The organism is Gluconacetobacter entanii, assembly GCF_013155425.1.
GTDB classification, from domain to species: Bacteria; Pseudomonadota; Alphaproteobacteria; order Acetobacterales; family Acetobacteraceae; genus Novacetimonas; species Novacetimonas entanii.
Genome location: NZ_JABJWD010000002.1, coordinates 1 through 22864, shown reverse-complemented (window position 1 = coordinate 22864; position 22864 = coordinate 1). Strand labels below are relative to the sequence as shown.

At 62.8% G+C, this 22864-nt stretch carries 19 protein-coding genes and 1 pseudogene; 7 read left to right on the top strand and 13 right to left on the bottom strand.

The genetic code is table 11. The features are described from left to right. Positions 1–238: pseudogene (locus tag HNH97_RS00140) on the top strand (IS5/IS1182 family transposase); the annotation flags it as partial. Between the two features lie 24 nt (positions 239–262). Here the strand turns inward: HNH97_RS00140 and HNH97_RS18115 are convergent. Then, on the bottom strand, positions 263–388 hold the full coding sequence (locus HNH97_RS18115; RefSeq protein WP_265176070.1) for a hypothetical protein: 126 nt from the start codon (positions 386–388) through the stop codon (positions 263–265). A 94-nt stretch (positions 389–482) separates the two neighbouring features. Between HNH97_RS18115 and HNH97_RS00135 the strand changes: the two genes are divergently transcribed. After that, positions 483–2828 (top strand): TonB-dependent receptor, encoded by a 2346-nt coding sequence (locus HNH97_RS00135; RefSeq protein WP_171789400.1) that lies wholly within the window; start codon positions 483–485, stop codon positions 2826–2828. 170 nt (positions 2829–2998) lie between these two features. Here HNH97_RS00135 and HNH97_RS00130 read toward each other — a convergent pair whose 3' ends face one another. Then, the gene (locus tag HNH97_RS00130; protein WP_110914380.1) at positions 2999–3769 is read right to left on the bottom strand and encodes an SDR family oxidoreductase; all 771 of its coding nucleotides are present in this window, start codon (positions 3767–3769) and stop codon (positions 2999–3001) included. 409 nt (positions 3770–4178) lie between these two features. On the opposite strand from HNH97_RS00130, the gene HNH97_RS00125 reads away from it, so the two are divergent. Further along, positions 4179–4703, top strand: a complete 525-nt coding sequence (locus HNH97_RS00125) for an iron transporter (RefSeq protein WP_110914365.1) — start codon at positions 4179–4181, stop codon at positions 4701–4703. Between the two features lie 235 nt (positions 4704–4938). Here the strand turns inward: HNH97_RS00125 and HNH97_RS00120 are convergent, their stop codons facing one another. Beyond that, a complete protein-coding gene (locus HNH97_RS00120) occupies positions 4939–5772 on the bottom strand; it encodes an FTR1 family iron permease (RefSeq protein WP_110914364.1) in 834 nt (277 codons plus the stop codon). A 3-nt stretch (positions 5773–5775) separates the two neighbouring features. Further along, on the bottom strand, positions 5776–6117 hold the full coding sequence (locus HNH97_RS00115; protein ID WP_208630049.1) for a cupredoxin domain-containing protein: 342 nt from the start codon (positions 6115–6117) through the stop codon (positions 5776–5778). A gap of 93 nt (positions 6118–6210) precedes the next feature. On the opposite strand from HNH97_RS00115, the gene HNH97_RS00110 reads away from it, so the two are divergent. The 3 genes from HNH97_RS00110 (at position 6211) to HNH97_RS00100 (ending at position 9632) form a co-directional block, all read left to right on the top strand. Beyond that, on the top strand, positions 6211–6729 hold the full coding sequence (locus HNH97_RS00110; protein WP_110914363.1) for a hypothetical protein: 519 nt from the start codon (positions 6211–6213) through the stop codon (positions 6727–6729). 202 nt (positions 6730–6931) lie between these two features. Further along, positions 6932–8563, top strand: coding sequence for a carbohydrate porin (locus HNH97_RS00105; RefSeq protein ID WP_171789399.1), 1632 nt, complete (start codon positions 6932–6934; stop codon positions 8561–8563). Positions 8564–8876: 313 nt separating this feature from the next. Further along, positions 8877–9632 (top strand): aspartyl/asparaginyl beta-hydroxylase domain-containing protein, encoded by a 756-nt coding sequence (locus tag HNH97_RS00100; protein WP_171789398.1) that lies wholly within the window; start codon positions 8877–8879, stop codon positions 9630–9632. 127 nt (positions 9633–9759) lie between these two features. On the opposite strand, the gene HNH97_RS00095 is transcribed toward HNH97_RS00100, so the two are convergent. The 6 genes from HNH97_RS00095 to pstC form a co-directional block, all read right to left on the bottom strand. Continuing rightward, entirely contained in the window at positions 9760–11436 is a 1677-nt protein-coding gene (locus tag HNH97_RS00095) for an OprO/OprP family phosphate-selective porin (RefSeq protein WP_227744470.1), read from the bottom strand. A gap of 202 nt (positions 11437–11638) precedes the next feature. Further along, positions 11639–12649, bottom strand: coding sequence for a phosphate ABC transporter substrate-binding protein PstS (gene pstS / locus HNH97_RS00090; protein WP_171789396.1), 1011 nt, complete (start codon positions 12647–12649; stop codon positions 11639–11641). A gap of 243 nt (positions 12650–12892) precedes the next feature. After that, positions 12893–13597, bottom strand: coding sequence for a phosphate signaling complex protein PhoU (phoU, locus tag HNH97_RS00085; protein WP_110913955.1), 705 nt, complete (start codon positions 13595–13597; stop codon positions 12893–12895). A gap of 19 nt (positions 13598–13616) precedes the next feature. Beyond that, a complete protein-coding gene (pstB, locus tag HNH97_RS00080; protein WP_110913954.1) occupies positions 13617–14420 on the bottom strand; it encodes a phosphate ABC transporter ATP-binding protein PstB in 804 nt (267 codons plus the stop codon). Continuing rightward, positions 14420–15328 carry a phosphate ABC transporter permease PstA gene (gene pstA, locus HNH97_RS00075; RefSeq protein ID WP_233044391.1) on the bottom strand — a complete coding sequence of 303 codons (909 nt, stop codon included), beginning with the start codon at positions 15326–15328 and terminating at the stop codon, positions 14420–14422. The genes pstB and pstA overlap by 1 nt, the downstream gene beginning before the upstream one ends. Positions 15329–15343: 15 nt before the next feature. Next, entirely contained in the window at positions 15344–16318 is a 975-nt protein-coding gene (gene pstC, locus HNH97_RS00070) for a phosphate ABC transporter permease subunit PstC (RefSeq protein ID WP_110913952.1), read from the bottom strand. Between the two features lie 221 nt (positions 16319–16539). Between pstC and HNH97_RS00065 the strand changes: the two genes are divergently transcribed. Then, a complete protein-coding gene (locus HNH97_RS00065) occupies positions 16540–16752 on the top strand; it encodes a hypothetical protein (protein ID WP_110913951.1) in 213 nt (70 codons plus the stop codon). 96 nt (positions 16753–16848) lie between these two features. Here the strand turns inward: HNH97_RS00065 and HNH97_RS00060 are convergent, their stop codons facing one another. From HNH97_RS00060 to HNH97_RS00050, 3 genes are all read right to left on the bottom strand, one after another. Continuing rightward, positions 16849–18888, bottom strand: a complete 2040-nt coding sequence (locus HNH97_RS00060) for an FUSC family protein (RefSeq protein WP_171789395.1) — start codon at positions 18886–18888, stop codon at positions 16849–16851. A 257-nt stretch (positions 18889–19145) separates the two neighbouring features. After that, positions 19146–20048: a LysR family transcriptional regulator gene (locus HNH97_RS00055; protein WP_171789394.1), complete on the bottom strand. Its 903-nt coding sequence runs from the start codon at positions 20046–20048 to the stop codon at positions 19146–19148. 248 nt (positions 20049–20296) lie between these two features. Continuing rightward, positions 20297–22816 carry an excinuclease ABC subunit UvrA gene (locus HNH97_RS00050; protein ID WP_171789393.1) on the bottom strand — a complete coding sequence of 840 codons (2520 nt, stop codon included), beginning with the start codon at positions 22814–22816 and terminating at the stop codon, positions 20297–20299. Between the last annotated feature and the right edge of the window lie 48 nt (positions 22817–22864).

Genomic DNA, 22864 nt, shown 5'->3' with positions numbered 1-22864 from the left:
TGTCCACTGGATCGTGGACACCATACGCGCGCAAGGGGCCTGCGTGGTCATTCCCCAGCGCAAAAACCGCCTCGACAGACGCCCGTTCGACGGAGCCATGTTCAAGGCGCGCCATCTCATCGAGAACTTCTTCTGCAAGCTCAAGGAGTTCAAGCGTATCGCCATGCGAAGCGACAAGACCGACAGATCATTCGCAGCGATGATTTATCTCACCGCCGCAATCATCAATTCGCGTTAATTCCCAACAGACCCTGAAAAAGCTTCAGAAGACATCGCCTTCCTGAAAGAAGACCTCCCCAAAACCTTCTGTTTTCATCAACATATAATTATTCCGTCCCCGGACGAGTGTGGCTTTTTCATCACGCCGGGTCACCAGAAGCGGGATCACCTGCATCCCGCTATTGTTATGATATAACGTACTGTAATAAGGTCCGCCGCCTGACGCCAAGAGTCGTTGACCATTTTTCAGCACAGGCCCTTACATGCTCCCATCCCCGCGCCTCTTTTCCCTGCTGTCATTTTCCAGCCTGCTGATTGGCACGACCTGCCTGTCGGCGCTGCCTGCGGGCCATGCCGCGCATGCCGCAGGCGTCGCGACCACCACCGGAGCCACCACCACCAGCACGACAGCCACCGACAGCACGGCCAAAGACGCCCGCGCCACCTTCAGCAGTGGCGAGCAGCCTGCACCTGCCGCCCCCACGCACACCCCCACCCGACAGACGGTGAGCGATTACAGCGATGCGAACGGTGAACATGTCACGGTCAATGCGCGCCTTGACCGTGTGCGTTCGGCCCTGCAGCCCGACACCGGGGCCAGCACCTACCGCTTTTCGCGCAAGGATATCGAGACCATTCCCGGTGGCGACAACGCACCGATGAACGCCGTGCTGCTGCAGGCCCCCGGCGTGGCGCAGGACAGTTATGGGCAGATCCATATCCGCGGCGACCATAACGAGGTGCAGTTCCGCCTTGATGGCGTGCAGTTGCCCGAGGGGCTGAGCGTCTTTGGGCAGACGCTGATGACGCGCTTTGCCCATTCCATGTCGATGACGACCGGCGCACTGCCCAGTGAATACGGCTTCCTGCAGGCGGGCGTGATCGACATCACGACAAAGAACGGCAGCACCGATCCGGGGGGCGAGGTCTCGATCTATGGCGGGGCGCGCGATTACTTCTTCCCCTCGCTGCAATATGGGGGGGCGCATGGCAAATGGGATTACTTCGTCACTGCCGATTTCGTGCATGACCGCGTGGGGATCGAAAATACGACGCCCAAGTTCAATGCCCTGCATGACCTGACCAACCAGTACCATTTCCTGGGCCATGTGCGCTATACCGCCGATGAAAACACCCGCATCAGCTTTACCGCCGGGGTGTCGAACGCGTATTACCAGCTTCCGAACAATCCAGGGCAGCAAAGGCAGTTCGCAAACCCGGACTTCCTCAGCAGTGACCTGTCGCGGCAGGTCTATGGCAGTGTCAACAGCGCGGACCTGAATGAACGGCAGAAGGAGATCACCGATTTCGCGATCCTGTCGCTGCAGAAGGAAATCGGGAAATTCAGCCTGCAATCCTCGGTTTTCTCGCGCTACAGTTCGCTTGGCTACTCCCCCGATGCACTGGGCGACCTTGTCTATAACGGCATTGCGCAGCGCGCGCAGCGTTCGGTGATGTCCACCGGGTCACAGACCGACGTGACATGGCGCGCGGCCCCGGACCATACGGTACGCTTTGGCTACCAGACCTATGTGGAGCGCACGGTGTCGCAGACGGATTCCACCGTCTATCCCCAGACCGGGACGGACAGTAGCGGAAACCCGGTCTATAGCGGCGTGACCGAGAACATTCACGACGGCAATGGCCGCACCGGATGGCTGTATGGCCTGTATGCGCAGGATGAGTGGCGGCCGGTGCGCAACCTGACGATCAATTACGGCCTGCGCTTTGACGGGGTGGACGAATATACCCATTCCAAGCAGGTCAGCCCGCGCATCAACATCGTCTGGCAGCCATGGCATGGCGGCACGTTCCATGCGGGCTATTCCCGCTATTTCACCCCGCCGCCGTTCGAGCTTGTGGGGGGAACGTCGCTGAACAAATTTGCAAACACGTCGGCCGCCCCCGGCACATTGCAGGACAGCACCGTCAAGGCGGAGCGCGACCATTATTTCGATGCGGGCTTTGCGCAGACCCTGCTGCCGGGATGGCATGCGTCATTCGATGCGTACCTGAAACTGGCGCACAACATGATCGACGAAGGACAGTTCGGCTCCCCCATCATCCTGTCGGCCTTCAATTACCGGCGTGGGGAGGTGCACGGATATGAATTCGCCACCGATTACAGCCACGGTCCCTTTTCGGTCTATGGCAATTTCGCGTGGTCGCGCGCCATCGGCAAGGACATCACCAGCGCGCAGTGGAACTTCGACCCCGACGATCTGGCCTATATCAGGAACCACTGGATCCACCTTGACCATGACCAGCGCTGGACCGCGTCCGCCGGTGGAAGCTACAGCGCATTTTACAAGACGGGGCACCCGCTGCGCCTGTCGGCCACCATGGTCTATGGCAGCGGCCTGCGCGCCGATGGCGCCGTGCCCAACGGGGCCAAGGTGCCGCAATATGTGACGTTCAACCTGTCGCTGGTGCAGTCGTTCCAGGACCTGTTCCAGGTCGGCTTCCTCAAACGCACGCAGTTGCGCCTTGATGTCATCAACCTGTTCGACCGGCGCTATGAACTGCGTGACGGCAGCGGGATCGGGGTGGGGGCGCCGCAATATGGCCTGCGCCGCACCATCCTGACGGGGCTGTCGCAGCGGTTCTGAGGGGTGCACGAAGTGCTGCATTTTTCATGAATGCGGCATTTCCTGAAGCTTTTTGAAAAAAGCTTCACCAAAAACTTTCAGAAATTTTCAGAAGTTTTTTGGTTCTTTTTTCAAAAAAGAACAGGAAGCCGGCACACGGGAACAAGGTGCCGGCTTCCGCCCCTGCGGCCTTACTGCGCGGTATAGCCGCCATCAATCACCAGTTCGCTGCCGGTCATGAATTTCGATTCATCGGATGCAAGGAACAGGATCCCGTAGGCAATATCATCAGGCTCCCCCAGATGGCCCAGCGGATGCAGCGCAATCAGTTTCTGCCGCGCCGCTTCCTGGTCCGGGGTGTCATGGGTCAGTCCCTGCACCATCGGCGTCCAGATATAGCCGGGATGCACGGAATTGACCCGGATGTTGTAACCCGATTTCGCGCAATGCAGCGCCGCCGACTTGGTAAACAGCCGCACGCCCCCCTTGGATGCGTTATAGGCCGCAAGCGTCGGGTCCCCCACCAGCCCCTCGATGGAGGACAGGTTGATGATGGAGCCATGGCGGTTGGGCTTCATCGCCTCCACCGCGTATTTCGTGCCGAGGAACACACCATCAAGGTTGATCGACTGCACCCGCCGCCAATGTTCCAGATCCGTGCTTTCGACAGTGCCGCCATAGGCGATGCCGGCATTGTTGACCATGATGTCCAGCCGCCCGAAGCGCGCGGTGACGGCGGGGATCGCCTTCTTCCAGTCGTCCTCGCACGCGACGTTGAGTTCCACGAACATGGCCTCCCCGCCCGCGGCTTCGATCTCCGCCACGGTGGCCTGTCCCTCGGCAACTTTCAGGTCCCCGATGACGACCTTTGCCCCTTCCTTCGCCAGAAGCAGCGCCGTCGCCTTGCCAATACCCAGTGCCGCACCACTGACCAGTGCGACCTTACCTGATACACGTCCCATCATGTCCTCCCATAATATTTTACAAGTCTATACCGCGCGGGCGGGAGAAAAACCTTAATCCCGATCAACCTGCGTTGAGCAGCAGGCATACCTTCGCGCGGGTGCTGCGGGGATGACGGGAACGTGTGGGCCGGATGGTGGTTTTGGCGTGGACTGTAGCGCCTCTATATTGACATTGATAATTATTCTCATATTGTTGGACCCGCCGTTCGGGACAACCCCGCGCCTGCCCGGGAAACCGGGGGCAATACTGATCCATGACCACCAGGTCCGTTTTTCATACCGACAATCTTACACAGGCAATTTCATGATTCCTTTCCCCCTGCCCTTTTCGCGACATCGTGGGGGCATGGTCCCGGATCCGAACGTCACCTTTCCTTTCCACTGATGCTGACAAAGGTACAACAACATGCAGTTTGCAAAAGGCCTTCTGGCCGCGGGCCTTGTGACAGGCATTGCCGCGACGGTTTCCCCGGCCCTTGCCCGTGAATATCCGATCGGCGGCCCGGTACAGGCCCATGACATGGAAATCGCCTCCAGCTATCTTGTGGGCGTGGACATGGCCCCGATGCCGGCCGACATGCCGATGGGCAACGATGTCGTCCACCTTGAAACCGATGTTCACGCAACGGCAGACAATGTCTGGGGTTATCCCGACGGCGCGTGGATTCCCTACCTCACCATCGACTATACCCTGACGAAGGCTGGCTCCCCCTTCACCGCCAGCGGCACGATGCGCGCGATGACCGCAAAGGACGGGCCGCATTACGCCAATAACGTGAAGATGGACGGCCCCGGCAAATACACCGTCGAACTGCGCTACTCCTCGCCGGAGAAAAACGGCTTCCTGCACCATGTGGACAAGGAAACCGGCACGCCGGGCTTCTGGGATTCGTTCACGGAGAAGTTCACGTTCTCCTATCCCCAGAAATAGGAAACTGTTTTCCGGATCATGACAGTTTTGGGATGCCGCCTTGTTTCAGGAAGGCGGCATTCTTTTTGCGAGACGCCCAGGGCTCTGCCCTGAAACCCGCCAAAGGGCATTGCCCTTTGGAAACCATGACTTTTGGCGGATAGCTGGAAAGGAAGGGCACTCAAGGAATAAAAGTTTTTGGTGAAGCTTTTTTCAAAAAGCTTCGAAGGACAAAACCCATTTTACCAGCGGATCATCAGGCTGCGGTCGTGACCCGTGCGGCAGCAGGCTTGCGCGCCATAAGGCGTGTCGCGACGATCATGACCGTCAGCGTCACGACCCAAGCGATCAGCTGTATGCCCATCGGCCGGTCCGAATACCCGAACAGGGCCTTTGCCGCGCGGCCAACCATGCTGCCATCGGACAGCAGCCATGACGTATCCCACATTTCATATCCGCAGGCCGGGATGATGTCGTCCCCCGCCAGCAGGGCTGCTGCCTGGCTTGCCATGCCTGCGGCAAGGAACGCGATCAGCAGTCCGGTCACCGCGAACAGGCGATGCAGCGGAATGACGATCAGGCCACGATACAGCAGCCACGACACCCCGCCCCCCGCGACAATACCCAGAAGCCCACCCGTCAGCATCGCCACCGGGCCGGAATGGGTGGACACGGCAATGCCGTACAGGAACAGCACGACCTCCACCCCCTCACGCAGGACGGCGACGGCCACGACCACCGCCATCGCCATGAGCGAGCGCTGGCCCGATGCGACCTCGGCGCCGAGCGCACGCATGTCGCCCGCCATTTCGCGGCCATGGCGCGTCATCCAGATCGTGTGCCATCCCAGCATCACGACCGCGACACACAGGATGGAGGCGGAAAACACGTCCTGCCCGTTGCCCGACAGCGCCTGCGACAGGCTGCCGGCGAACAGCGCGACAATCGCCGCCCCCGCGACACCCGCGGCGATGCCACCGGCGACCCAGCGGCCGCGATGCACGATGCCCTGCGTCGCCGCCAGCACGATCCCGATGATGAGGCCCGCTTCCATGACCTCGCGAAAGACGATCAGCAGACTTCCCAGCATGGCCTATGGTTCCTGTGTCGCGGTGACGGTCCCGGTCGCCTGATCGGGGTGATAGTCGTCAAAGAATTTGTAGGTTCCCGGATGCAACGGCCCGGCATGTACCGTGATCGTGCCGCCCGGCACCACGATCTTTTCGAATTTCAGGTCATAGCTTTCGAATTCGTCCGTGGTGTCGTCCTGGTTGGTCAGCGAAATCAGGAAACGCTGCCCTGCGGGCACATTGACGTGATCGGGGGTGAAATGATGGTCCTTGACCGTCAGGTGGATGGGTTCCTGCGCCACCGCCGGCGTCGCCAGCAAAAGCGCCGCAAGCCCGGCGCACCGCAGGATAATCACATGGCGCATATGTCTGTGGCTCCGCTGTTGGCGCGATATTATGCGACTTATTCTCACTGTCAATATGATGTGCTACAGACGCGCAAGGCAAGTGAGGTTCCAATGATTTCCCATCCCCTGGCGTTCATGCGGCTGCCCTACGACCTGCTGGTCGCGATGGACAGCCGGATGTTCCATTTCTGGATGCAGCCTGTGCATTACCTGGTGCGCATGGTGCATATCATCGCCATGTCGGTCTTTTTCGGCATGGATGTCCTGTTTGACCTGTCGCTGATGCGCCGCGATTACCAGGCGGAACGCGCCGTTGTCGCGCGCCTTGCGTTCTGGTGGGCGCACTGGCTGTTCGCGGTGACGATGGTGTCCGGGGTGCTGCTGTTCTTCTATGACCCGGTGCATATCGGCAGCAGGGGATACCTGTCGCCCAAGCTGCTGCTGATGACGCTGGCGCTGGTCAATGCTGGTATCTGCCATGGCGCGCTGTATATCCCCGCCATCCGGGGACAGCCCATAAGCCTGGTGCGCGCGCGCGTCGGCGCGGGCATATCGCTGGTGCTGTGGACGGGCGTCATCATAATGTCGTGTCTGAACAGCGAGGGCGTGCCCAAGGTCTTCTTGCGATAAATCCTGAATATCCGGGGGAATATCCGGGCCAGCCATAGATCCCGGCGGGTCTTCGTGCACCTGTCGGGAATATTTCACGCCAGATACGATTTCATCACAAATGACATGCGGTCACTTGCCACGCCGGGGAATCACCTGTAAATGCGAATCACTCTCATTTTAATCCCCCAGGAACGCCCCGGAGAATCAGGACGTGCATACGATGTCCAGGCCTACCCCGCCTCAACGCCCCGCCCATTGCCATGCCCTGCGCCCGGATATCGCACGCACGTCTCCGCGCCTGGCGGCAATTGTCCTGACCGGTACACTCATCGGCCTGTCATGCCATGGAATGGGGGGTGCGGCCCATGCGCAGGACATCCCGCTGACGGAAATCCAGAAGGAGCGCAAGGACCTGGGCAATTCCGGGCCGGCCGTCAATGAAACCGACATCGCAACGGTGGAGCAGTCACAGGCCCCGCCACAGCCCAGCGATGGCGACAGGCTGGACACCAGCGGCAACCTGCTGGGTGACATGGGGGGATTGCGGCCGTGGCTGTACAAGCATGGCGTGACCTTCAACCTGCAGGATGTGGAGGAATTGTGGGGCAACACCACCGGCGGCGCGCCCAGTGCGAATGACGTCGGCAGCGGGTCGGGCACCGGCCCTGCCTATGACGGGGTGACGGCGCCCACGCTGACGGTGGACCTTGAAAAGCTGTTCGGCCTGAAGGGTGGCCTGTTCAATGTCAGCGCGCTGCAGACGCGCGGGCGCTCCATTTCGCAGGACCACCTGTACAACTACAACCCCATCAGCGGGTTCGAGGCCGACCGCTCCACCCGCCTGTTCGAACTGTGGTACCAGCAGTCCTTCCTGAACGGGAAACTGGATGTGAAGATCGGGCAGCAGGACCTCGATACCGAATTCCTCATCAGTGATTACGGCTCGCTTTACCTGAATTCCAATTTCGGCTGGCCGATGGCGCCTTCGGTCAACCTGTATGGCGGCGGGCCGTCATGGCCGCTGTCCTCGCCCGCCGTGCGCATCCGCTACCGCCCGACGGAGACGTTCACCTTCATGTTCGCCGCCGCCGACGACAACCCGCCGGGCAACCGCTACAACTCCTTCGGCATCCAGGATGGCGGCAACGGGGCCGACCCGACCAACCAGGTCACCAATGACGGCAGCGGCACGCGCTTCAACATGGGCACCGGCGCGCTGCTGATCACCGAACTGCAATACGCGCTCAACCCGCAGCCCGATGACATGTCGAAGGCGACGAAAAACCCCGGCCTGCCGGGCATCTACAAACTGGGCGGTTTCTATGACACGGCGAAATTCCCCGACTACCGCTATAACCGGCAGGGCGGGTCGCTGGGCGCGCAGGGCGGATATCCGCGCTGGGACCGTGGGAACTGGATGGTCTATGGCATCATCGACCAGATGCTGTGGCGGCCGTCGCTGACCTCGCCGCAGTCGGTGGGGATTTTCGTACGCGCCACCGGCAACAGCGGGGACCGCAACCTCATCAGCTTTGCCGCCGATGCGGGCGTCAACCTCAAGGCCCCGTTCAAGGGACGCGACAACGACACCGTGGGTGTTGGCTGGGGCATCGGCCGGTCGAGTTCGGGATGGCGGCAGTATAACCGCGATGCCGGGTCCATGGTGCCGGGCAATGAGAACCACCTTGAGGTCACATACCAGGCGCAGGTCACGCCATGGCTGGTACTGCAGCCCGATTTCCAGTATGTCTGGCACCCGCAGGGCGGCACGCCCGACCCGCGTTACGCCAGCGGCCTGAAGCGCGTGGGGAACGAAACCATCTTTGGCATCCATACCAACGTCAATTTCTGACCCTGGGGGCACCGTTTCATAGCCCCCCTTCCTGCACATCCCTGTCCCCACGACACACCCCGCCCCCGACGCATGGGGGGCGGGGTGTGTCCGCGCGTCGCCACCGCGCCTTCACACCAGATGGCGTGGATATGGATGATGCACATCACTCAATCCTGATATGCATGAACTACAACATTATTGATCTGACGACGTCATATCCCGATATTTCCACACGGAATATTGTGCATCATCGTGTCATGTCGTATCTACCAGCCGCTTTTTTCAAGAGATCCGGCAGTTCCAACAGGAAAGAACAAGGAAAGGCGCAAGAATGAGCCAGAGTGAGTGGAAGGTTCCTTTTGTCGGAAAAACCCTGTTCCAGATCGGAAAGGACCTCCGCCCGAAGATCGACCGGATCATCATGCGGCACTCCGTCCTGCCGGACCAGGCGCTCTTTGAAAAAGACTATTTCCCGTGGATCGACGTGCTGGAACGCAACTGGCAGCATATCCGTGACGAGGCGGTGCGCATCCGCGCGCAGGACATCCCCTCGCTTGGGGAAATCTCGCCCGACCATGGCCGCATCGCCGCCGACCGCCGGTGGAAGTCCTTTTTTCTCGAAGGCTATGGCTACCGCCGCAAGGAAAACTGCGCGCGTGCGCCGTTCACTTCATCGCTGCTCGACCGGATCCCCAACCTTGTGACCGCGTGCTTTTCCGTGCTGGAGGCGGGCTGCCACATCCCGCGCCATTACGGCATGACCAAGGGGATGCTGACCTATCACCTCGCGCTGCGCATCCCGAAGGACCGGGAGAAATGCCACATCAATATCGAGGGACCGGATGGCCTGCATGTCCTGTCGTGGGAGGAGGGGAAGTCGATCATGTTCGACGACATGTACAACCACGAGGTCTGGAACGACACGGACGAAGACCGCTATATCCTGCTGATCCAGGTACAGCGTCCCTGCCGGGGCGTTGCGCGCTTCATCCAGAACTTCTTCCTGTTCTGCGTGCGCCATTCCCGCTTCGTGCAGGATATCAAGCGCCAGCTTGACCGCAGGAATGGCCCGCCACTTGCCGCATAGGCAACCAACGGGCCATCCGAAACTTATGAATAAAAGTTTTTGGTGAAGCTTTTTTCAAAAAGCTTCGAAGGACGCCGCCTTTTTGAAAAAAGGCGGCACCCGGAAACGTCCTTGCGCCAGCAGCGGATCAGAACGCCGCCTGGATGCGCCCGGCCACCGAATTGCCGTCACGGCCCATCAGGTTATACATCTGGCTGTTGCGGCTGACGATGAAGTGGTTGAAATCCAGCATGAAGCGGAAATGGCGGTTGGGATACCAGTTCACGCCCGCCGACCAGACCGTCTGCTGCCCGCCGCGCACCCCGCCAATGCCGCCAAGGTCGCTGTTCAGGTCCGCCACGCTGTACCGCGCCGACAGTTCCAGCGCGCCCCAGTCGCCCGTGGCCGGGTTGAACGGATGTTCCACGCCGGGGGCGGAGAATGCGCCTTCCTTGATGTTGTAGGAACGGCCCTTGCCAAACAGGGTATAGTTGGCGGCGCCGTAATAGCCCTCGAAATTGGCGGCGGGCATGTTGCCCGTGGCCTCGGTGCCCTTGCGCTGCACGCCGATATGGTAATATTCGCCCTTCAGCACCAGGCGCTTCCAGCGGAAGCCCAGTTCGGGACCGGCGGACCAGACGGTGCCCGCATTGCCGACCGTAGCACTCAGCAGTTTCGTCGTCGTCAGGTTGACCTCGGGCGCCTCGCTCGGGGAGTAGACGCGGCCATTGGCGGTCTCGTTCACCTTGAACGCGCTGATGGCGGACATGCCGACATGCACGTCCACATCGCGCGAGACATAGGGACGGCCCGCGACACGGAACGTCGCCCCCGTCTGGCTGTCGCTGACCACGGCGGAGGAGCGGTTGCCATAGGTCTGGCCCGTCACGTAACCCGCGATCCACCAGCGCTTGGCATAATGCAGGCCGCCAAGGCTGAAGCGCGCGTCGCCCGCGGCGATGTTGCGCACGATGTCGGTGATGGCGGGACGTTCCATCATCTCGAATTCGTTGGAGCTTTCGGAATCTTCCTCCGTCACGCGGGGCTGGAAGTAACCGGCGGTCAGGACCGTGTTGTGGATGCCCGCGTAATTCAGGTTCGCCTCATACAGCGTCACCGAACCGTCCGCGCTGCCCGCGCCGAAATCGGGCGTGATGTTCGCAATCCAGTTCTTGTAGCGGAAGGAGATGGGAATACGCAGGCGGCGCGCATTTTCCGTAAGGCCCGGGAACAGGCCCTTGCTTTCGCCCGCGCGCGGCGACATGCCCATGAACCCGCCGACGTCCTCGTGGAACGCAAGGCCGATCTGCAGGGCATAGGCCCCGTCCTCGGACGAGATGGTGGGACGGCCGCCGGGGAAGCCGATCATCATGCCACCGAAATGGACGGCCTCCTCCTTTTCCGTCGCGGCGCGGAACGACTTCCACGACGAATCGATCCCGCGGTCGGACGGCGGCGTGCCCACGTCGGACGAGCGCAGCATGCCGCTGACGGAACCGTTCATCCCCAGGCTGGTGTCCCCCCCGATCGCGATGTCATTGGCCATGGCCGGCGACATCGGCGCGCCGGACGGCCGGGCCATGGCATGGCGCACCGGCGGCGTGCGCTGCTGCGTGGTGGCGGCCGAACGCCCCTCCGCCCGGACAAGGCGCTGGCGCAGGGCACTGATCTGCCCGGACATCTCGCGCCGCATTTCCAGCATCTCACGCTGAAGCTGCTGGATCTGTGCATCCTGCGCGGATGTCGCGCGGGCCTGCCCGACGGGCATGACGCCCCACAATGCGGAAGAAGCCAGAAAGAACGAAACGGCAGGCCGGCGAATCATCTTATTCATTCCGTAAATAAAAGATGATTGTGGTGTAGTCCGTCCGCGCTTTACTGTGTGTTATGTTTCCAAGACAGTTTCATGAAGCTTTTATGACAGTCGCAGATGCGCGAAAACCTGCCCTTTTCGGGGCAGGTCCACGGTAGTCTTCGCGGTTTCCGGGCGACGCTTTTTCGATCAGAAGCTGCGCCGGAAACTTTTATTATTTTGCGCTGTCCCACTTCTGCAGGATATCCGCCTTCACATTGGCGGGCACCGGCACGTAATCCAGACGGTTCGCCGCCCTGTCACCATCCTGCAGGGCATGGCCGAAGAACTTGCGCACGGCCGCGCCATGTTCCGCCTGCGCCACCGGCACATAGACAAGGACATAGGTCGGCGACACGATGGGCCACGCGCCCGCGCCGTTGGTGTCGATCAGGTCCACCGCGAAATGCGATGCGCCCTTCCAGTCGGCGGCTTCGGCGGCGCGGCTGAAACTGTCGAGGCCTGCGGCAACAAACGCGCCACTGTGGTTCTTCAGCTTCACCGTCGCCATGTGGGTGTTGGCGGCAAAGGCATATTCCACGTAACCGATCGCGCCTTCGGTATTGCGCACCGATGCCGCCACGCCGTCATTGCCACGCGCGCCGATCCCGCCGGGCCAGGAAATGGACGCGCCAGAGCCCTGCGCGGCCTTCCATTCGGGCGACACGCGCGCAAGGTAGGACGTGAACACGGCGGTCGTGCCCGACCCGTCCGCGCGATGCACGGTGGCGATGGCGGTATCGGGCAGCTTCAGGCCGGGGTTCAGGGCCGCGATCTTCGGATCGTTCCACTGCTCGATATCACCGCGATAGATGGCGGCCAGCGTCGGGCCGTCAAGCTGCAGCGCCCCTGCGGGCACGCCCGGCACGTTGACGACGGGCACGATGCCGCCCATCACGGTCGGGAACTGGAACAGGTGGGCGGCATCCAGCTTCTGCGCGTCCATCGGCACGTCGGAGGCCCCGAAATCCACGGTCTTCGCCAGGATCTGGTTCTGGCCCGCGCTGGAGCCGACGGTCTGGTAATTCAGGCTGACCCCGATCGAACTGCGGCTGTCCGCGCCCCACGCACCGTAAATCGGCGCGGCAAAGCTGGAGCCCGCCCCCGTGATGTCGGCGGCATGCGCAAGGACCGGAGCAGCACTTGCCGCAAGGGCGAGCGCCAGAAATCGGACAGGAAAGTACATAATACTTTTGTTCCCCAATACAACGACCGGATATGCAGGTGAATATCCAGCGGACGCGGGCAAATATAACGGCGGATTCAGGGGGCGGGATTATATATCCGTGACAGTTTCATGACAGTTTTATGAAACCCCACCCCATGCAGAAACCGCCCGGGAAAATAGAAGTTTTTGGGTGTCGCCTTTTTTCAAAAAGGTGACGTCTTTCGAAGCTTTTTGAAAAAAGCTTCACCAAAAACCTTTGAATTAAATATCCTGGTCCGCGATGCCGCCACGCGGCCGCACGACCGGCAGGATGCGCCCCGTCGCGGCGTAATAGACACGTTCGCAGATGTTGGTGGCATGATCGCCGATACGCTCCAGGTTCTTGGCGATGAACAGCAGGTGCGTACACGGCCCGATATTGCGCGGGTCCTCCATCATGTACGTCACCAGTTCGCGGAACATGGAGACATAGAGTTCATCCACCGCCATGTCCGACTGCCACACCTCCCGCGCAAGGTCGGGATCGCGCCGGTCCATCGCGTCGATGGTGCGGCGCAGGTTTTCCTGCACCAGACGCCCCATGCTGCGCAGCCCGGTGACGGACACGGGATAGGACAGCAGTTCCCCACGCAGCGCCCGGCGCGCGATCGACGCCGCGCAGTCGCCGATGCGTTCAAGGTCGCCCGAGATCTTGAGCGCGGAGACAACCTCACGCAGGTCGCCTGCCATCGGCGCACGCAGCGCCAGCAGGCGGATCACCAGCGCCTCGGTCTGGCGTTCGAGGTCATCGACACGGGGGTCAAGTTCCGGGGCCTCGATGGCCGCGTCCTCGTCATGGTCCACCACGGCGGCGATCGCCTGCGACGTCTGGCGTTCCACAAGGCCGCCCATCTGGCTGATGAGGGAGCGCAGGTGTTCAAGCTCCTGCTCGTAACTATGGACCGTATGTGCTGATTCGTTCGGCATGGTCTCGATATTTCCTGTCTCAGCCAAAGCGGCCCGTAATGTAATCCTGCGTCTGCTTCTTGTGCGGGGCGGTGAACATCTGGTCCGCCGTATCGACCTCCACAAGTTCCCCCATATAGAAAAACGCCACCCGGTCGGCGCACCGCGCCGCCTGCTGCAGGTTGTGCGTCACGATCGCGATGGAGAAATCGCGCTTGAGTTCATCAAGCAGTTCCTCGATCCGCGCGGTGGAGATGGGATCAAGCGCACTGGTCGGTTCATCGAGCAGGATGACCTCCGGACGGGTGGCGATGGTGCGCGCGATGCACAGGCGCTGCTGCTGCCCGCCCGACAGGGCGGCGGCGGACGCGCCAAGGCGGTCGCGCACCTCCGGCCACAGGGCGACGCGGCGCAGCACGTCCTCCACCCTCTGGTCCATCTCCGCACGCGACAGGCGTTCATGCAGGCGCACGCCAAAGGCGATGTTGTCATATATGGACATCGGGAACGGCGTGGGTTTCTGGAACACCATGCCGATGCGCGAACGCAAAACGTTCACATCCACGCCCGGCGCGATGATGTTGCACCCGTCAAAGATCACCTCCCCCGTCGCGCGCTGCCCCGGATAGAGGTCATACATCCGGTTGAGGATACGCAGCAGCGTGGATTTTCCGCACCCTGACGGCCCGATCATGCCGGTCACCTGGCGTTCGGGAAAATCGAGGGAGATGTTCTTCAGCGCATGGTTCGTCCCATACCAGAAATCGAGGTTGCGTATGGACAGCGCAGGGGTCGCGACATCCGTGGGCGCGGGGGCCACATCATCCATGACGATCGTGTTCATTATTTTACGGATCCATTACGCAGGAGCCACCAGCGGGCAAGGATGCTGGTCGCAAGGACAGCGGCGGTAATCAGCAGCGCGCCGGTCCACGCCATCTGCACCCAGTCGTCATAGGCCGATCCCGCATACTGGTAGATCGTGACGGGAAGGCTGGCCATCGGGGCATTGAGGCTGGTGGACCAGTTGAGGTTGCCAAGCGAGGTGAACAGCAAGGGCGCGGTCTCGCCCGAAATACGCGCCAGCGCCAGCAGGACGCCGGTCATGATGCCGCCGCGGGCGGCACGCAGGCAGATGCTCAGGATCACGCGCCATTTCGGCGCGCCCAGCGCATAGGCCGCCTCGCGCATCGCACGCGGGACTAGGCGCAGCATGTCCTCGGTTGTGCGGACCACGACGGGGATGAACAGGATCGTCAGGGCGAACATGCCCGCCCATCCCGAAAAATGCCCCGCCGGTTCGACAAAGATCAGATAGACGAACAGCCCGACAAGGATGGAGGGCACCGAGAGCATCATGTCGGACACAAACCGCACGAGCGAGACGATGCGCCCGTCACGCGAAAACTCCGACAGGTACACACCCGCCATCATGCCCAGCGGGGTCCCGATCAGCGCGGCAAGCCCCGTCTGTTCCAGGCTGCCGACGATGGCGTTGGCCAGGCCGCCGCCGGTGCCGGGGGCGGCCGTGCTGTGGGTGAAGGTCGGCCATGACAGCCCTGCCCCCCCGCGCACGATCAGCGTCCACAGGATGGAAAACAGCAGGTATACGACCACGACAGTCGCAATGATGCACGCAACGCCCACCGCGCGGTCGGTGATGCGGCGGCGTATCGCCTGCGCGCCGCCACGCTGCCACCCGCTGCCGGCGGGCATGCTGGCCTGTGTGGGGGCCGGGTTCGGGGTCACCATGGTTGCGCCCTTTCCTTATTCCGCGGCGTCACGGCGCAGGAAAATGCGCGAGCAGGCCAGCGTGATGAACGAGATGACCATCAGGATCGCACCCAGCGCCAGCAGCGCCGACAGCTTCAGGCTTCCGGCGGGGCTTTCGGGGAATTCCAGCGCGATCAGCGAGGCAATCGTGTTGCCCGGCGCGAACAGCGACCATCCCATGTGGTTGGCGTTGCCGATGACGAAGGTGACGGCCATCGTCTCGCCCAATGCGCGGCCGGTACCCAGCATGATCCCGCCCATCACCGCCTGGCGCGACCATGGCACGACGACCTTGCGCATCACCTCCCACCGCGTCGCGCCAAGGCCGAAGGCGCTTTCCTTCAGCACGGCGGGGATGGAGGTGAACACGTCCGTCATCACCGAACAGATGAACGGCGTGACCATCAGCGCCAGCACCACGCCCCCCGTCAGAAGCCCGGTGCCATAGGGCGCGCCGCTGAACAGCAGGCGGATGCCCGGCACATGGCCCAGCAGGTGCTTGGTCGCGGGTTCGACATGGTGGGCCATGAACGGCACGACGATGAAGAAACCCCACATGCCGAAGATGATCGACGGCACGGCGGCCAGCAACTGTACTGCGGTTTCGATCACCCGCGCCAGCGCGGGCGGCGCCATTTCCACCAGCCAGAACGCCACCCCAAACGCGAACGGCACGGCAAAGAAAAGGGCGACCAGCGTGGTCACCAGCGTGCCGAAGATGGACGTCGCTGCCCCGAAATGCTGCGTCACGGGGTCCCATGCGGTGCTGGTCAGGAACTGCGGACCAAAGCTGGCGAGTGCGCGCCAGCCACCGGCGACAAGGACGATGATGATCCCGGCCATGACCAGCAGGATCAGCCATCCCGCCATGCGCGCGACCATCGCAAACACGATGTCCCCACGCCGGTCCGACGCCACGGCCGCCCTGGTGGATTCATCAATGGTGGTGGGGGCCATGTATTGGGCCATGTCTTTTCCTGATATGCAAAACGCAGCCTCAGGGTTAGACAATGGCAATAGCGCGGATCAATAATAATCCTGCCGCATCTGTGTTAAGTTTTTATGACACACCCATGCGCCTCTACTGTCATGTAAAGTTCATTTATTTCGCCTTGCCCCCACGCACGCCCTCCGGCATAGCGGGCGCGGATGCACCGAGGTGCACCAGTCATCAGCACAGCAGGCAGGACATGTTCGAATCCAGCATCGTTGAAATCAACGGCATCACCCTTGGCGTCGTCCTGCGCGACTACCGTGACGGGCCGTGCAGTTTCCGCGCCCTGCATGAACGCACCACACAGATGAACGGCCGCCGCTATGCCACCATGGAGGACGCGCGCGCCGATGCCCGCACCCTGATGCGCATGGCCACCACCGCGCAGACATATGGGCTGCACGCCTGAAAAGAACGTAAAATCATTAAAAGTTTTTGGGTGCCGGCTTTTTTCAAAAAGGCGGCGTCTTTCGAAGCTTTTTGAAAAAAGATTCACCAAAAACTTCTATTCCGATGAAGTGCCTTTTTCCCCCGGGGCCAGCAGCGTGCGCACCAGGTAAAGGCATGACAGCACGACCTGGCGTTCCTGCGCGGCCTGTGGGGGCACGGGGGTATGGGCAACCCGTCCCTCGATCATCCGCAGGGTGCCATGTTCGCCCGCCCGCCCCTGCTGCCACCGGCGCAGGAACAGCGCCAGCGCCTGCCGCGTGGCGGGGGGCAGGTCGTTGCGGCGCGCCACATCCCGCAGGGCAATGACACTCAGCCCCAGCGTCATCGCCCGCAGTTCCGCGCGCATGTACTGCTCGACCATCTCCGGCGGGACGGTCGTGGAATTGCGCAATATGCGCACCAGACTGCCCGCGCAGGCCGCAAGCCACTGGTGCGCGGCCATGCGGTTGCGCCCCGCGCCCAGGCCCCGCAGGCGGCGCGCGGTCCATGCCGCCGTGCGGCGCATGTGGGAATCGATGCGGAACGGCACGACCATGCGATAGGTCAGGATGGCGAACAGGATGCTGCACAAAAACGCCAGCGTCCCGTTGAGGAACGCGACCTCGTCATAGCGCCCCTGGTTCATCGGGCCGATCAGCACCGGCAGGAACATGTTGAACGAAAACGCATATCCCGCCGTCGCCGCATTGCGCGCCGCAAGGCCGCCGATGGTCATGGGCAGCAGCAGCGCGAACACCAGCATTTCCGGCGCGGTGATGGCCGGGATGACCCAGAACGCCAGCACCGTCCCCACTGCCGCGCAGTACAGCCCCCCCTTGAAGAAGGGCATGCCCGCGATGACCGGGTTTTCGCGCGTCGCCAGCAGGCCATAGACCAGCGCAAGGAAGGAAATGAACGCCGCCCCCTGCCGCCATGCCGTGACCTCCCACACCAGCCACGCGCCAAGGATGGCGCAGCAGGCGCGCACGCCGTTTTCCAGCGCCTCCACCGCATGGCGGCGCGACGTGACGCGAAAGCGGAAATGGTCGTGGCGCACCGGATTGTCACTGGCGCGGATTTCGGACAGGACCTGCCCCACATCCGCCAGCAGTTCCACAAACAGGGCGCCCAGCGCCGGATGGGCCGCCGTTGCCTGCCGTGCGTGCCACAGCGCCTGCAGGCGCGTCACACGCGCGGCCATCTCCGCCGGGTCCGCCCCGCCATCGCGCAGCAGCGCGCACAGTTCGCGCACATATTCCCGTGCATCGCGCCGTACCTCCGGGGCCTGCACCCCACCCGACAGCAGCAGCGACACCCCCCGCACACGCGCCAGCAGCGCCAGCAGCCCCGCAAGCGCCGCGCGCGCATGATCGCCCGTCCGGCTGCCGGGTTCGAGTTCAAGTTCGCTGAATTCCACCTGGCTGTTGAACGCCACCAGTTCGCCCAGCGTCGTCCCCATCGCGGCGGGCGAGATCTCTCCCTCCAGCAGGTCGGCAACCGTGCGCGTCGTGTTGGCGAACGCCCGCATCAGGCGCGCATGCAGCGCCTGTCGCGCATGGGGGGCGACGGAGGGCATGAACAGGATCGCCAGCGTCGCCTCGCACACAACACCCAGCACGATGTAACTGGTGCGCGCGACGCTGATGTCGAATACATGGTCGGGTTCCAGGATCGCACCGGTTGCGATGATGGCCGACGTAAAGCCCGTCAGCACCAGCCCATAGGCGCGGTAATTGTCCAGAAGCGTCGCCCCCGCGCAGCACAGGCCGATCCACAGCGCCAGCGCGCAGAAAAACAGGCCCGACGCCTGCGGGAACGCCGCAATCAGCGTCATCGCCGCAACCGACCCCAGCAGCGTCCCCGCCACGCGCCAGCGCGCCTTCGCCAGGCTTTCCCCGCGGGAGGACTGCGCCACCACCCACACTGTCAGCGGTGCCCATTGCGGGCTGTCGAGTTCCATCCACATGGCGATCAGCAGCGACAGGATCGCGGCGAACGCCGTGCGCAGGGCAAAGGCGAAATCCGCAAGCGAGGGCGCATACAGCCACGACAGTTTCCGCACGAAGGGCGGCAGGAGGGCGGATAACGTATCGGGATCGTGGGCGCGCGCGGTCATGACGGGGCCGACCATGCAGACGCGGCCCCGCGCGGGTCCAATCGTTTGTCGTGATGAGATGATAAGGAGGGGTTATGAAGGGCGGGTCTGCGGGTGCCGGTTTTTTTCAGGAAGGTGGCGTCTGTCGAAGCTTTTTGAAAAAAGCTTCACCAAAAACTTTTGATTTTATGCACAAGGTCCCGGCAGGCTGCCTCTTTACCTTAATGGATCAGAAGTCTTTTTGCTTCTTTTTCTACAGAAAAAGAAGACCCTTCCCCTTACACACAGAACACGTCATCGGTCCGCAACCGCATGCACACCTCCCATATCCGCGTCAGCACGGCGGACGGGTTGGGCTGTCGCAGGCGTACGATCGCGACCTCCGGCGCAACACAGGGCACGATGGGACAGGTGCGCAGGCCCGCGCCGCCCACACTCTCCGGCAGGGCCGCGACCGGCAGGATGCTGCACAGGCGGCCCGCACGCAGTTCGGAATGCAGCAGGCTGATGGAATCCGTCTCCAGCATGATGGTGGGGGTCACACCCGCGTCGCGAAACCCGGCATCGATGATCTGGCGACTGCGCAGGTTGCGGGTGAACAGGCACAGCGGAATGGACGCGACCTCCGCCCAGTCACATTCCGCCCCATCGGGCACGGGGGCGGACATCGCACCCGCCAGCACGTACTGTTCCGCATAAAGCGGCCGCACGTCGAACGCGCCCCCCACCGGCACCTGGTCAAGGTAGGTCACGCCCAACTGCACCTCATGCTCACGCAGCATGCGCGCGATGTCGCCCGCCGCGACGGAACGTACTTCCTGATGCAGGCTCGGGATGGCGGTGCGGAAACTTTCCAGCAGCAGCGGGATGGTCAGCAGCGCGGGCGGCATCACCCCGATCGACAGCGACCCGCCCGCCACGTCCTGCGCAAACGCGGCCTCCTGCTTCAGGCCATCAAGGGCGGCGAGCGTCTGCTTGGCCCAGGCGAGGACGCGCCGCCCCTCCTCCGTCAGGCCAAGGAAGCGGCGGTTGCGATGGATGACGCATACGCCCAGTTCGTTTTCAAGCTGCCTGATCCCCGCCGACAGCGCAGGCTGCGACACGCCACAATGTTCCGCCGCACGGGAGAAGTGGCGGAAACGCTCTAGGGCGATCAGGTAGGTCAACTGGCGCAGGAACACGGCATCTCCCGTCGGGTCAGGGGTAACGTCCCTGTTTTATAGAAGATGTATGTTCCGGGACAGTCGGAGGATGAATTCATAAAAGTTTTCGGATGCCGCCTTTTTCCAGAAAGGCAGCGTTTCCTGAAGCTTTTTGAAAAAAGCTTCACCAAAAACTTTTGAATTTTTGAACACAGTCCCGGCAGGCTGCTTCTTTCCCGGATTGATCAAAAGTCTTTTTGCTTCTTTTTCTACAGAAAAAGAAGATCCTACCCCACATACCGCGCAAGGAACGGTGCCGTCGCACTCCGCGCGGCCTTCGCCACCTCGGCGGGCGTCCCGGCGGCGACGACCGTGCCGCCGTCCTCCCCCGCACCCGGCCCCATGTCGATCACCCAGTCCCCGCCCGCGACCATGCGCATGTCATGTTCGGCCACGATCACGGTATTGCCCTGGTCCACCAGTTCATGCAGGTGCGCCGACAGGCGATCCACGTCGGACGGGTGCAGCCCGGTGGTCGGTTCGTCCAGCACATAGAGCGTATGGCCCCGCCGCTGTTTCTGAAGCTCGGTCGCAAGCTTGATGCGCTGCGCCTCCCCACCGGACAGTTCGGTCGCAGGCTGTCCCAGACGCAGGTGGCCAAGGCCGCTGCGTTGCAGGATCGACAGGCAGGTCGCCGCATTGGGCACGTCCGACAGGAAATCCAGCGCCTGGTCCACGTTCATCGCCAGCACATCGGCGATGGAGCGGTCGCGGTAGGTCACCTCCAGCACCTCCGGCCGGTAGCGCGCACCATGGCAGGTCGGGCACGGGGCATAGACGCTGGGCAGGAACAGCAGTTCGACCATCACCGACCCCGCCCCCTGGCAGTGGGGGCAGCGTCCCTTCGCCAGGTTGAAGGAGAACCACCCGGCATCATACCTGCGCGCGCGGGCAAGGTCGGTGCGGGCATACAGTTTGCGCACGACATCGAACAGGCCGGTATAGGTCGCAAGGTTGGAGCGCGGGGTGCGGCCGATGGGTTTCTGGTCGATCACCACAAGGCGGCCGATCCCCTCCAGCCCGGAGGCCACGCGCCCTTCGGGCTGGCGGAGTTCGGGGGTGGGGGCCTGGCTGTCCTCCTCCTCCTCCGCCACGGGCAGGGCCTGCCCCAGCGCGCGTGCGACGATGCTGGTCAGCGCATGGCTGACGAGGGAGGATTTCCCCGACCCCGAGATCCCGGTCACGGACGTGAACGCCCCCAGCGGAAAGGCGACGTCCAGCCCGTCGAGGTTGTTCCAGCGGACATCCGCAAGTTCCAGCCACCCCTGCGGCGTACGCGGCGTATGGACCACCACCTGCGACGCGGCGAACAGGTAATCGCGCGTGCGCGACGCCGTGACATCGCGCAGGCCGTCTGGCGGGCCGCAATACAGGATTTCGCCCCCGCGCTCGCCCGCTTCCGGCCCGACATCGACGATCCATGCGGCATGGCGGATGACGTCGAGGTTGTGTTCCACAAGGAACAGCGAATTGCCCGCAGCACACAGCCGGTCCAGCGCGGCCAGCAGCGCCTGCGTATCCGCAGGATGCAGCCCCGATGAAGGTTCGTCGAGCACATAGACCACGCCAAACAGGCTGGAATGGATCTGCGTGCCAAGCCGCAGGCGCTGGTATTCCCCTGGGGAGAGCGTCTGCACCCCGCGATCCATCTGCAGGTATCCCAGACCAAGCTGCGCCAGCACGTCGATGCGCGCGACCATGTCGGCGGCGATGCGGCGCGCGGCGATCGCGATGGCGTCGTCATCCGTGCTGGCGGCCACGTCGGCAACCCCCGACAGCACGGTGCGGATGCGCCCCAGCGGCAGCGCGACCATCGCCGCGATGTTCATTCCCGCGAACGTCACGCGCAGCGCATCGGGATTCAGCCGCTGCCCATGGCAGACCGGGCAGTCGGTGGAGATCATGAACGACGCCGCGCGCCTGCGCATGGTCTCGCTCTGCGAATTGGCGAAGGTCTGGGTGACGTAACGCCGCGCACCGGTGAAGGTGCCCTGGTACGCAGGCTCCACCCCCTTGGCGATCGCGGCCTGCACCTGCGCATGCGTCAGGCCCGGATAGACGGGGACGGTGGGTGTTTCATCCGTGAACAGGATCCAGTCGCGCGTCTTGCGCGGCAGGTCACGCCAGGGGCAGTCCACGTCGATGCCCATGGTGATCAGGATATCGCGCAGGTTCTGCCCCTGCCACGCGGTGGGCCATGCGGCGACGGCGCGGTCGCGGATCGACAGGCTGTCATCGGGGACCAGCGTGGCCTCCGTCACGTCATGGACGCGGCCCAGCCCGTGGCAGCGCGGGCACGCGCCCATCGGCGTGTTGGGGGAGAAGGATTCCGCCTCCAGCCGTGCAAGGCCGGGGGGATAGGTCCCCGCGCGGGAATAGAGCATGCGCAACAGGTTCGACAGCGTCGTGATGCTGCCGACGGACGAACGCCCCGAACTGCCGCCGCGCTGCTGCTGCAACGCGATGGCGGGGGGCAGGCCATCGACGGTATCGACATCGGGCACCGGCATCTGCTGGAACAGGCGCCGCGCATAGGGGGAGACGGATTCAAGGTAGCGGCGCTGCGCCTCCGCATACAGTGTCCCGAACGCCAGTGACGACTTGCCCGACCCCGACACGCCGGTAAACACCACCATGGTGTCGCGCGGCACGTCGATATCCACATCGCGCAGGTTATGTTCGCGCGCGCCGCGCACGCGTACGAAATCCTGTCGGTCCAGTGGTGACGGCGGGGGCGATGACGGCATGGTGCGTACTCCGGCGGATGGATCGCGCCATGATCCCACCCCCTGCCC

Coding starts and splice junctions, on each gene's coding strand:
- pstB (WP_110913954.1), bottom strand. CDS start 14,420: ATGAACACGATCGTCATGGATGATGTGGCCCCCGCGCCCACGGATGTC.
- HNH97_RS00095 (WP_227744470.1), bottom strand. CDS start 11,436: ATGATTCGCCGGCCTGCCGTTTCGTTCTTTCTGGCTTCTTCCGCATTG.
- HNH97_RS00125 (WP_110914365.1), top strand. CDS start 4,179: ATGCAGTTTGCAAAAGGCCTTCTGGCCGCGGGCCTTGTGACAGGCATT.
- HNH97_RS00050 (WP_171789393.1), bottom strand. CDS start 22,816: ATGCCGTCATCGCCCCCGCCGTCACCACTGGACCGACAGGATTTCGTA.
- HNH97_RS00130 (WP_110914380.1), bottom strand. CDS start 3,769: ATGGGACGTGTATCAGGTAAGGTCGCACTGGTCAGTGGTGCGGCACTG.
- HNH97_RS00115 (WP_208630049.1), bottom strand. CDS start 6,117: ATGCGCCATGTGATTATCCTGCGGTGCGCCGGGCTTGCGGCGCTTTTG.
- pstC (WP_110913952.1), bottom strand. CDS start 16,318: ATGGCCCAATACATGGCCCCCACCACCATTGATGAATCCACCAGGGCG.
- pstS (WP_171789396.1), bottom strand. CDS start 12,649: ATGTACTTTCCTGTCCGATTTCTGGCGCTCGCCCTTGCGGCAAGTGCT.
- HNH97_RS00105 (WP_171789399.1), top strand. CDS start 6,932: ATGTCCAGGCCTACCCCGCCTCAACGCCCCGCCCATTGCCATGCCCTG.
- HNH97_RS00120 (WP_110914364.1), bottom strand. CDS start 5,772: ATGCTGGGAAGTCTGCTGATCGTCTTTCGCGAGGTCATGGAAGCGGGC.
- HNH97_RS00060 (WP_171789395.1), bottom strand. CDS start 18,888: ATGACCGCGCGCGCCCACGATCCCGATACGTTATCCGCCCTCCTGCCG.
- HNH97_RS00135 (WP_171789400.1), top strand. CDS start 483: ATGCTCCCATCCCCGCGCCTCTTTTCCCTGCTGTCATTTTCCAGCCTG.
- HNH97_RS00100 (WP_171789398.1), top strand. CDS start 8,877: ATGAGCCAGAGTGAGTGGAAGGTTCCTTTTGTCGGAAAAACCCTGTTC.
- phoU (WP_110913955.1), bottom strand. CDS start 13,597: ATGCCGAACGAATCAGCACATACGGTCCATAGTTACGAGCAGGAGCTT.
- pstA (WP_233044391.1), bottom strand. CDS start 15,328: ATGGTGACCCCGAACCCGGCCCCCACACAGGCCAGCATGCCCGCCGGC.
- HNH97_RS00110 (WP_110914363.1), top strand. CDS start 6,211: ATGATTTCCCATCCCCTGGCGTTCATGCGGCTGCCCTACGACCTGCTG.
- HNH97_RS00065 (WP_110913951.1), top strand. CDS start 16,540: ATGTTCGAATCCAGCATCGTTGAAATCAACGGCATCACCCTTGGCGTC.